Annotated in this window: 9 protein-coding genes and 1 rRNA gene; 9 read left to right on the top strand and 1 reads right to left on the bottom strand. The window is 63.2% G+C overall.

What is annotated here, in order from left to right; genetic code table 11:
- Positions 1 to 334: 334 nt before the first annotated feature.
- Positions 335 to 1,645: a helix-turn-helix domain-containing protein gene (locus BM357_RS17715; protein ID WP_074956604.1), complete on the bottom strand. Its 1,311-nt coding sequence runs from the start codon at positions 1,643 to 1,645 to the stop codon at positions 335 to 337.
- Positions 1,646 to 1,804: 159 nt separating this feature from the next.
- Between BM357_RS17715 and BM357_RS17710 the strand changes: the two genes are divergently transcribed.
- The 9 genes from BM357_RS17710 to BM357_RS17670 all read left to right on the top strand — a co-directional run.
- Positions 1,805 to 2,656, top strand: coding sequence for a DegV family protein (locus tag BM357_RS17710; RefSeq protein ID WP_074956601.1), 852 nt, complete (start codon positions 1,805 to 1,807; stop codon positions 2,654 to 2,656).
- Positions 2,657 to 2,659: 3 nt separating this feature from the next.
- Entirely contained in the window at positions 2,660 to 3,514 is an 855-nt protein-coding gene (locus BM357_RS17705) for a ComF family protein (protein ID WP_074956600.1), read from the top strand.
- Between the two features lie 65 nt (positions 3,515 to 3,579).
- On the top strand, positions 3,580 to 3,975 hold the full coding sequence (locus BM357_RS17700; RefSeq protein ID WP_083430659.1) for a TIGR03826 family flagellar region protein: 396 nt from the start codon (positions 3,580 to 3,582) through the stop codon (positions 3,973 to 3,975).
- Positions 3,976 to 4,068: 93 nt separating this feature from the next.
- The gene (gene hpf, locus BM357_RS17695) at positions 4,069 to 4,620 is read left to right on the top strand and encodes a ribosome hibernation-promoting factor, HPF/YfiA family (RefSeq protein WP_074956597.1); all 552 of its coding nucleotides are present in this window, start codon (positions 4,069 to 4,071) and stop codon (positions 4,618 to 4,620) included.
- A 157-nt stretch (positions 4,621 to 4,777) separates the two neighbouring features.
- Positions 4,778 to 5,029, top strand: a complete 252-nt coding sequence (locus BM357_RS17690) for a hypothetical protein (RefSeq protein ID WP_074956595.1) — start codon at positions 4,778 to 4,780, stop codon at positions 5,027 to 5,029.
- 272 nt (positions 5,030 to 5,301) lie between these two features.
- Positions 5,302 to 7,692: a preprotein translocase subunit SecA gene (gene secA / locus BM357_RS17685; RefSeq protein WP_074956606.1), complete on the top strand. Its 2,391-nt coding sequence runs from the start codon at positions 5,302 to 5,304 to the stop codon at positions 7,690 to 7,692.
- Between the two features lie 232 nt (positions 7,693 to 7,924).
- Positions 7,925 to 9,086, top strand: a protein-coding gene (gene prfB / locus BM357_RS17680) for a peptide chain release factor 2 (protein ID WP_425426568.1) whose coding sequence is annotated in 2 segments (ribosomal slippage) — positions 7,925 to 7,996 and positions 7,998 to 9,086 — 1,161 coding nt in all. Because the reading frame shifts where the segments join, the coding sequence is not laid out codon by codon here.
- Positions 9,087 to 9,416: 330 nt separating this feature from the next.
- Positions 9,417 to 9,569, top strand: coding sequence for a hypothetical protein (locus tag BM357_RS19995; protein ID WP_175511582.1), 153 nt, complete (start codon positions 9,417 to 9,419; stop codon positions 9,567 to 9,569).
- Positions 9,570 to 9,982: 413 nt separating this feature from the next.
- A 16S ribosomal RNA gene (locus BM357_RS17670) occupies positions 9,983 to 10,054 on the top strand; the annotation flags it as partial.

Here is a 10,054-nt window from a genome sequence, read left to right as displayed (position 1 = left end):
ACGACGGTCGATATAATCCCCCCAACGGGGCAAAGCCAGCGACGTCACAAATTAGACACAAACGGTGAAATTACACCACTTGACGGGACACTACCGTATGGGTCGTCCTTTCCGCCTGTCAAGGCGCAAGGATTGCCTTGACAGGCTCACCTCGGCTGCAGATGCGACACCTGTTCGGGTTTCGGTAGACAACATGAACGTTCACAGGTCTTGGGTGATTCGGACTTGGTCAAGTACCCATCAAAGCTTTGACATCAAACGCCATCAACTTTTAGACATTTTGGCGTAGCTAAAACAACATGGAACCTTTTCTTATCTTGCCCGTCCCTCGAGATCACGCGGGTCGCGTGGTCGCGTCCAACAGGGTTTCGATCCGCTGGGAGACACCCTCCACCAGATCCTCCCGCCCTTGTTCCGTATACCACATCATCACCTGCGCCAGTGCCGCCGCGGCCTCACGCGCCGAGTTCTGGCGTTGCAGCGCCTCGGCCACGCCCAGCATGCGATCCACCGCCCTCTCGACCTCGCCTTTCCGATACTCCGCCATGGCTCTCGCCGCCTCGATGCGGATGCGGTACGTCTCCACCCAACGCGGGTACACGTCCGGTTCCTTCGCGTAGTCTTCGAGGATGCCCGCACACCGCTGGAGCCGCCGAAGGGCCTCGTCGATCTCGCCCGCCTGCAGCAGCCGTTCCACGCGGAACAGTTCTGCGTCGAGGAACGGGCCCGGGGCGGCCGCCACGGTCGCGCGCGCGGCGTGGTTCCACGCATCCGGTTCAGGGCCGTGGCCGTGCTGGCTGAGGCGGGTCTGCAGCGCCACGTACAACTCCGCCAGGCGGAGTCCATCGAGCAGCGCCAGCGCCCGGTCGACGGCGTCTTTGGCGCGGACGGCGTCGTGATCGATCACGGACCTCGCTTCGTTCACCAAGGCGTCGGCGACATCGTGGAGGCGGGGGAACTCGCGGCACAGCTCGGCGCCTCGCTGCAGCACCGAGATGGCTGCAGACCATTCGCCGCGCTGTGCGTGCAGGGTGTAGAGCGACAGGCACAACTCGCCCAAGTCTGCGCGCAGCGTCACGGGGACCGGGGGATCCTCCTGCGCCAGTTGCTCTCCCAACTCGAGCGCTTTTCTCCATTCATGCATTGCGCCGTCGAGGTTGCCCATGTCATACTCTAGTCGTCCGGCTTCCTTGCGCACATGGAACAGCAACCGTTGATCCTGGGCGCGCAGCGCGTGTTCCCGCAGCTCCTCAAGGCAGGCGGTGGCCTGCTGTGTATTGCCGACGCTGCGCCATGCCTGTGCGAAGCTGAGCAGGTAATCCTGGCGCATCAGCCCGGGCGTCTCCGGCGTGGGTGCGGCTTGCAGGGTTTCCACCGCCCGGGCGGGCTGTTGCCGGCGTACGAAGTATTCACCGAGGCGCAGGTAGGCCTGAAGGGTGAATTTGTCACCGAGATCGTCGAGGAAGTACTCCACCGGCATCCCCAACCGGTTGGCGAGGGCTGTCAACAGGGGATAGGAGGGCCGCGTACGGTCCGCTTCAATCTGGCTGATCATGCTGGAGGAAACCAATCCTTCCCCGAGATCACTTTGGGTCATCCCGCGTTGCAGTCTGATTTCGCGGATTTTTTCGCCGATGCTCGGCATGCCTTCTGTCACCTCGTATACAGGTATCCGTACGGCCGCCTGAGACGCGGCGGGGACGCAAATCTCAGGCTCTTTACGTTGAGATTATCACAGAATGGTGGATTTGTGGGAGATTGTCCTGGGATTCTCGGAACTTATTCGTCGAGGATGAGGGATCGAATGGAACGAATTGCATTTGTCACGGACAGCACAGCCTACTTGACGCCTGAACAGGTCACGGCCCACGGCATCACCGTGGTGCCTCTCAGCGTGATCTTCGGGGACGTGGCGTACCGCGAGGGTGTGGACATCACGGCGGAGGAGTTTTACGCGAAGCTGGCGGAGGCCAAGACGCTGCCCTCCACGTCCCAGCCGCCGGTGGGCGAGTTCGTCAAAGTGTTTGAGCGGCTTCTGCAAGATCACGACACCGTCCTGTGTTACCTGTTGTCCGCCAAATTGAGCGGGACGGTGCGCGCGGCGGAGACGGCCGCGGGGATGGTCGAAGGCCGGGTGCGGGTCGTTGACTCGGAGTACGCGAGCTATGGCATCGCCGGTCCGCTGCTCGACGGTGTGCGGATGGCGGAAAAAGGGGTGTCCTCCGACGAGATCGTCGCGTATTGGGAACGCATCCGCTCCCAGGTGAAGTCCATGTTCGTTATCGACACGCTGGAGTATCTGCACCGCGGCGGGCGCATCGGGGGTGCGGCGGCGGTGTTGGGCGCGCTCTTGCAGATCAAGCCCATCCTCACCGTGCTGGACGGGCGGTTGGATTTGTTTGATAAGGTGCGCACGCACCGGCGCGCCGTGGAGCGGATGTTGGCGGAGTTCGACGCGGCCGCGTCCGGTGGAGCCCGGCTGCGGGTCGGCGTGGTTCACAGCCGGCGGTTGGCGGATGCGGAGGGTCTGCGCAGCCAACTGACCGCCAAATACCCGAACATCGAAGTCGAGATCAGCGAGCTGGGCCCCGTCATTGGAACGCACACAGGCCCGGGGGTCTTGGCTATCCTATACTACCCCGCGCTGGAGGGGTGATCCATGCCTTCCGCCACGTGGCCGTTTCGTCTACGCCGGGGGTGGAACACGGCCCTGAATTGGATCTTCCCTGGTGATCACCTGCCCTGCGTCCTCTGCCGGCGGCCCGTGCCGCCGGAGGTGGCGCAGACGGGGGACGTTCATCTGTGCCCGTTCTGTTTCCAGGACATCGCCCAGATCCGCGTGTCTGGCCGCGTCCGGCGCCTGACGTTTGCGGGCGAGGGCATCCCCGTGGTGGCGGCGGTGCGGCACGACGGCTTTGTGCGCAACCTCATCCGGCAGTGGAAATACGACGGGGCCATCGAGTTGACCGAGTGGTTCGCCGACTGGGCGTCGATGGCTTGGCGGGAGGTGCACGGCACTGCGTTCCGGCAAGGGCAGGCCGTGGCCCCGGCCCCGGCGCCCTCACCGGAGCCGATGCAGATGCAGGCGCCGATGCCGGGCACGCGTCCGCACCCGCGGGGCGCGGCCCCATTGTGCACGTCCGGAATGCCGGATGCCCTGGTGCCTGTCCCGCCAGCGCCAGACCGGCTGCGCCAACGGGGGTACGATCACACCGCTCTCCTCGCCGGCTGCCTCAGCCGGCACCTCGGGATCCCGGTGCTGCATGCGCTGGCCCGTGCGGGTGCGGCGGGGGCCATCACGCGTTCACAGACAGCGAAGGCGCGGCGGGATCGCATCATGAGCCTCGAAGGCGCCTTCCGCCTCGCCCGCCAGGCACCGTCGCTGCGGGGCCGCCGGTTGCTGTTGGTCGACGACGTGGTCACCACGGGCGCCACGTTGAGTGCTTGCGCCAAGGTGCTCACCGCGGCGGGCGCGCGCAGCGTGGCGGGGATTGTGGTGGCCGATGTGGCCTAGTCTGTTCTGCCTATGGTGCCCAGGTTTGAGGAGCGATATAATTTGGGCACAAACGGAAGGAGGGGATGGGGGTGCCCATCGCCAATTGCAAGCGATGCGGCCGGCTGTTCAACAGGGTGCGCCGCGACATCTGTCCGGCTTGCGTGGCGGAGGAGGACAAGGCCTTCGAGACGGTACGCCAGTATCTGCGCGAACACCGCGACGCCACCATGGCGGAGGTGAGCGAGGAGACCGGCGTCGGGGTGGATCTCATCATTGCGATGATCCAGGATGGCCGCCTGATGTTGCGAGACAATCCGAACCTCCACTATCCGTGCGAGCGGTGTGGACAACCCACTCGGGCCGGGCGGTATTGTCCGCGATGCACGAAGGAGCTGTCCGCTTCCTTGAGCGCGGCCGCGCGGGACCTGCGCAAGAAGGCGCAAGAAATGGAGCGGGGGCAAGGCTACTATTCGCGCTGAAGGCGGGCACATACCAATTTGGACAACTGTTCATGCAACCTCCCGGAGCAGACAGCGACGATCCGATGAGACCGGAACAAGGAGGAGTATTTCATGAATATTCAAGTTCGCGGTGACCGTTTGGACGTAACCCCGGCGATGCGCGAGTACGTCGAAAAGAAGGTCAGCCGGCTCGAGAAGTTCTTCGATGCTCCGCCTGAACGCGAGGTTTCAGTGACGATGTCGGTCGAGCGCGGCCTGCACCGGGTCGAGGTCATGCTGCAGGTTCACGGCGTGTTGTTCCGCGCGGAAGAGGCGTCCAACGACATGTATGCCTCCATCGACCTGGTGGTCGACAAGCTGGAACAGCAGTTTAACAAATATAAGTCAAAGTTGAACAAGCGGTTCCGGGAGCAGGGGGTGCGCACCCGGATTGCTGCCAACGGACGGGCGCTGGAGCGGGAGGACGAGGAGGACGCGGACCTCGGCGAGCGCGTGGTGCGCGTCAAGCGCTTCCCCATGAAGCCCATGGATGTCGAGGAAGCCATCATGCAGATGAATCTCCTCGGCCACGACTTCTACGTCTTCACCAATGCGGCTACCGATGAGGTCAACGTGGTCTATCGCCGCAAGAACGGGAACTATGGTTTGATTGAGCCGCAGTGACCCCAGATGTGCACAGGGGTCCATCCATCCGCAGGCCGCCCAGGACACGACCCGGGCGGCCTGGTGTTACGCACGCCCGGCGTCCCAGTGGCATACGATGTAACACCGATGGGCGAATGCCCATGTGCACCAGGATCCGCGAAAGGGGCTGGCTCAAATGGTCGTGTTGGCGTGGATCGGCCAGATCCTCCTCTTTTTCATCGCGTGGAAGGCGCTGCATTGGGCAGTGGTCGGGGCGAAGCCATGGTTGGGGCCGAGCCCGCTCATCCGGGAAGTGGTCGTGAATGTGGTGATGGCAGTCCTGTTGCTCATCATCCTGCACAGCGTCGGATCGGTGTGGTGGGCCATGCTGTTCATCGGTGCCATCATCGGGGTGATCACCGGCCAGATGGCGTTGCGATCCTCGTAGCGCGGCGGGCTCGGCGGCCCAGACAGATTGTCGAATGCACCGGCGCCACCTGGGAGGGTGGCGCTCTTTCGTGCGTGATCGCAGGCGCGGTCCGTGCGCCGATGACCCCAGCGGATGGCTGTTTCCCCTCCGATTGCGCGGTGTTGTGATATCCACCCCCGCATTGTACAATCTTCTTTTAGAAGACTTCGCCGGGTGAGGTCTGCCCGGGTTGGACGATACAGGAGAACTGTGGGCCACCGGCCCATGGATTGAAAGGGCGTGACCTTCAGGTGGCACTCCTGAAACGGCTTGTGGATCGAAATGAACGCGAGGTGCACCGGCTGCGCAAGATGGTGGCGCGCATCAATGCGCTGGAGCCGGAGATGGAAAAGCTCTCGGATGAGCAGTTGCGCGCCAAGACGGCGGAGTTTCGCGAACGTTTGGCCAACGGGGAGAAGCTGGACAACCTGCTGTTCGAGGCGTTCGCGGTGGTGCGCGAGGCGTCCCGCCGGGTGCTCGGGCAACGGCACTTCGACGTGCAGTTGATGGGCGGCATCGTCTTGCACGAAGGGCGGATCGCCGAGATGAAGACCGGCGAGGGCAAGACGCTCGTCGCCACCCTGCCTTCGTACCTGAACGCGCTCGCCGGCAAGGGCGTCCATGTCGTCACCGTCAACGACTACCTGGCCCGCCGCGATGCCGAGAACATGGGGCGCATCCACCAGTTTCTCGGCCTGACGGTCGGGCTGAACATCCCGGGGATGGACTTCAACCAGAAGAAGGCGGCGTACAACGCCGACATCACGTACGGGACCAACAACGAGTTCGGGTTCGACTATCTGCGCGACAACATGGTGATGTCGCTCGACCAGATGGTGCAGCGCAAACTCCATTACGCCATCGTCGACGAGGTGGACAGCATCCTGATTGACGAGGCGCGCACGCCGCTCATCATCTCCGGGCCCGCGGAGAAGTCGGCCGATCTGTACTTCCGCGCCGACCTGTTCGTCCGCTCCCTGACCGAGGGCGACTACGAGGTCGACGAGAAGATGCGCACCGTCAACCTGACGGAAGACAGCGGCGTGCAGAAGGCGGAGCGGTTCTTCGGGGTGGACAACTTGTTCGATCCCGAACACGTCCAACTGATGCACCACATCACCCAAGCCCTGAAGGCGCATCATCTGATGAAGCGCGACAAGGACTACGTGGTGCGCGGCGACGAGATCGTGATCGTCGACGAGTTCACCGGCCGCATGATGGAAGGCCGGCGTTACAGCGAGGGCCTTCATCAGGCCATCGAGGCCAAGGAGGGCGTCCGGGTCCAGAACGAAACGAAGACGCTCGCCACCATCACGCTGCAGAATTACTTCCGCATGTACGAGAAACTGTCCGGCATGACCGGCACCGCGAAGACGGAGGAGAAGGAGTTCGTCGAGATTTACGGCATGGACGTGGTCGTCATCCCGACCAACAAGCCGATGATCCGAAAGGACCTGCCGGACATCATTTATAAGACGGAGCGGGCGAAATTCAATGCGGTGGTCGAGGAGATCGTGCGCCGTCACCAGACGGGGCAACCGGTGCTGGTGGGGACGACGTCCATCGAGAAGTCGGAGATCCTCTCCAATCTCCTGCGCCGCCGCGGCGTCATGCACCAGGTGCTCAACGCCAAGCACCACGAGCGCGAAGCGGAGATTGTGGCGCGCGCTGGCCAGCCCCACGCGGTGACCATCGCCACCAACATGGCCGGCCGCGGGACGGACATCCTGCTCGGCGAGGGTGTGGCGGAACTGGGCGGACTGCACATCATCGGTACCGAGCGGCACGAGAGCCGGCGGATCGACAATCAGCTGCGCGGGCGCGCCGGGCGTCAGGGCGACCCGGGATCGTCGCAATTCTTCCTGTCGCTCGAGGACGACCTGTTGCGTCTGTTCGGGTCGGAGAACATCTCGCGCATGATGGACCGTTTGGGTCTCGAGGAGGACCAGCCGATTGACGCGAAGATGCTCACCGGCGCCATCGAGCGGGCACAGAAGAAGGTCGAGGCGAACAACTACGACATCCGAAAGCACGTGCTGCGCTACGACGACGTGATGAACAAGCAGCGCGAGGTGATCTACCGCCAGCGCCGGCAGATCCTCGAGCAGGAGAATCTGCGCGAAATCGTCGAGGGCATGGGCAAGGACCTCATCGATCACATGCTCGACGTGTACTGCTCGGAGGAACAGGTGCCGGAGGATTGGGACATCCCGGCGATGATCTCGTACGCCGAGCGGCACTTCCTGAACCCGGGCCAAGTGACGGAGGAGGAGTTGCGCCGGCTCGATCGCGATGAACTGCGGGATCGACTGTATGAACTGCTCGCCGCCAATTACGACCGGCGCGAGGAGGAGCTGGGGCCTTTCCTGCGCGACCTGGAGCGGGTGGTCGTGCTCCGCACGGTGGACGCCAAGTGGATGGATCACATCGACGCGATGGACCAATTCCGCCAAGGGGTGCACTTGCGCTCCTACGGCCAGGCGGATCCGCTGGTCATCTACCAGAAGGAAGGCTTCGAGATGTTCGAGGCGATGATCCACAGCATCGAGGAAGAGGTCATCCTGTACGTGTTCAAGGCGACGGTGACCATGGCACCACCTCCGGTGCAGATCCACGACTCGGTGCCGGTGCAGGGGGGCTGACCGGGGGTCGCGGCGTCCACAGCGTCGTTCAGACGGCTCGATCCCGCGGGATCCTGCCAGCCCGTGGGATCCTGCCAGGCTCATCTGACATAAGCATGTGGCATAAATCCCTGCCCCGTCCGGGCGTATCCGGGAGGGGCTTTCCGTTTGGCAGCCGTTGCGCGCCCGCACCGGCTGGGATATCATGTAGTCTCGATGCCGGCGGATGGCCGGCGATGGATGGAATGAGGTGATGGTCGTGGCGGAGACGTTCGGAGAGCTTCGCGCGGAAGTGCAGAGTATGGCCAAGCGATTGGCGGAAATCGGGAGGTCTCTTTGACGTAGCGGGCAAATCGTCCCGCATCGCTGCGCTCGAGGAGAAGATGGCCGCGCCCGGGTTTTGGGATGACCAGTCGGCGGCGCAGAAGGTGATTGCCGAGGTCAACAACCTGCGCGGCGTGGTGGATCGGATGAATGAGCTGCAGCAGCGCCAGGAGGACCTGGAAGTGGCGCTGGAGCTGGCGGCCGAGGAGGACGATCAGGACCTCTTCGCGGAGGCAAACCAATTGGCCGCGCAGCAGCAGGAGGCCATCGAGAAGTTCGAATTGGAGCTCATGCTCAACGGGCCGTATGACGCCAACAACGCCATTGTCGAGTTGCACCCGGGGGCGGGGGGCACCGAGTCCCAGGACTGGGCGGCCATCCTGCTTCGGATGTACACACGCTGGGCGGAGGACAAGGGCTTCAAGGTGGAGACGGTCGACTACCTGCCGGGGGACGAGGCGGGTATCAAGAGCGTGACGCTGCTGATCAAAGGGCACAACGCGTACGGATATCTCAAGGCGGAGAAGGGTGTGCACCGGTTGGTGCGCATCTCGCCGTTCGACGCGTCGGGCCGCCGGCATACGTCGTTCGCCTCGGTGGACGTGATCCCGGAGATCAACGACGACGTCGAGGTGGATATCCGGCCGGAGGACCTGCGGATCGACGTGTTCCGCTCGTCGGGTGCGGGCGGTCAGCACGTTAACACGACCGACTCGGCCGTGCGCATCACGCACCTGCCCACTGGCATCGTGGTGACGTGCCAGAGTGAGCGATCCCAGATCCAGAACCGCCAGGTGGCGATGAACCTGTTGAAGGCGCGGTTGTACGAGAAGAAGCGTCAGGAGCAGGAGGCCCAGTTGGCGAGCCTGCGCGGCGAGCAGAAGGAGATTGCCTGGGGCAGCCAGATCCGGTCATACGTGTTTCACCCGTACTCGCTGGTCAAAGACCACCGCACCGGATACGAGGTCGGCAACGTCCAGGCTGTGGTGGACGGGAACCTGGACGGGTTCATCGACGCGTATCTGCGCTGGCAGCTGGCTTTGCAGCAGGGCAAAGCGGTAGCGCAGAGCCAGGCCGACCTGGACGTGTGAGGACTGGGATGTCCGAGGCCGTTTGAGAACGGGGCTGTGTGAGGGCGGCCGAGAGAGGCTTAGCGCGGTGTGGGGATTGAGGCCGTGTGAGGATTGGAATGTCTGAGGATAACGCGGTCTGAGGACAGCGGCTTGGCCCATGGACCAATGAGGATGATGAGGATTACGGTTTGGGCCATGGACGAGTGAAAATCTGGACGTGCTTTTGGGATTTTATGCGGACCGTCATCCGACGGTCTTTTTTGCTTTTTGGGCACAATGAAACCGCCGGTGGGGGGCGATGAGGGGACATGGTCATTGGCTCCGGGTGCGGGCGGGTGGAATGGAAAGGTGCCGGTGGCGAAGGACATGCCGTTTGTGTGCCACCGGATGGCCGAAGGGACAGTGGATCCGGGCAGCGTCACCACGCCTCTGATGCCGCTTGCGGAGACGGCACGCGGATGCGACCAGTTCGAGGGCAGGGAGGACGGTGCATCCAGGTGATGATGCAGCCGGCGCCCGGAAGTTCGGTCATCCGCTGGACGGTTGTGTCCTGCGTTTACGCAACGACTTGGGATTCCTGATTTTACCCTGTTGATCTCGCGGCCCAGGCGTGGTATATTACTCGACGTCGCTGCTGCGACGGCTTCGCCGCATCGGCCACAGCGCAGGTCAGGCGCTCGGTGGCGAGCGGTTCGGATGCCTGCTGCGGAACCATCCAGTGAGGAGCATTCCAGAGCGAGCCTTCCAGTGAGGGCTGCCAAGTGAAGGTCCTCCAAACACTCCCGCTTCCCTTCGGGGTTGCGGTGTGGTAAGATGGATGGCGCCGCTTGGCGGCAGGGAAAGCGACTGGTTCCTTGAAAACTGAACACGCCCTGAGAGCGAACGTACGAAGTGATTCGAAAGAGTCACAGGATAGGTTTGAGAGTTTGATCCTGGCTCAGGACGAACGCTGGCGGCGTGCCTAATACATGCAAGTCGAGCGGGTT

The sequence above is a fragment of the Paenalicyclobacillus macrosporangiidus genome (genome assembly GCF_900116805.1).
Taxonomy (GTDB): domain Bacteria; phylum Bacillota; class Bacilli; order Alicyclobacillales; family Alicyclobacillaceae; genus Alicyclobacillus_H; species Alicyclobacillus_H macrosporangiidus.
This window is presented reverse-complemented; position numbering and strand designations above follow the sequence as displayed.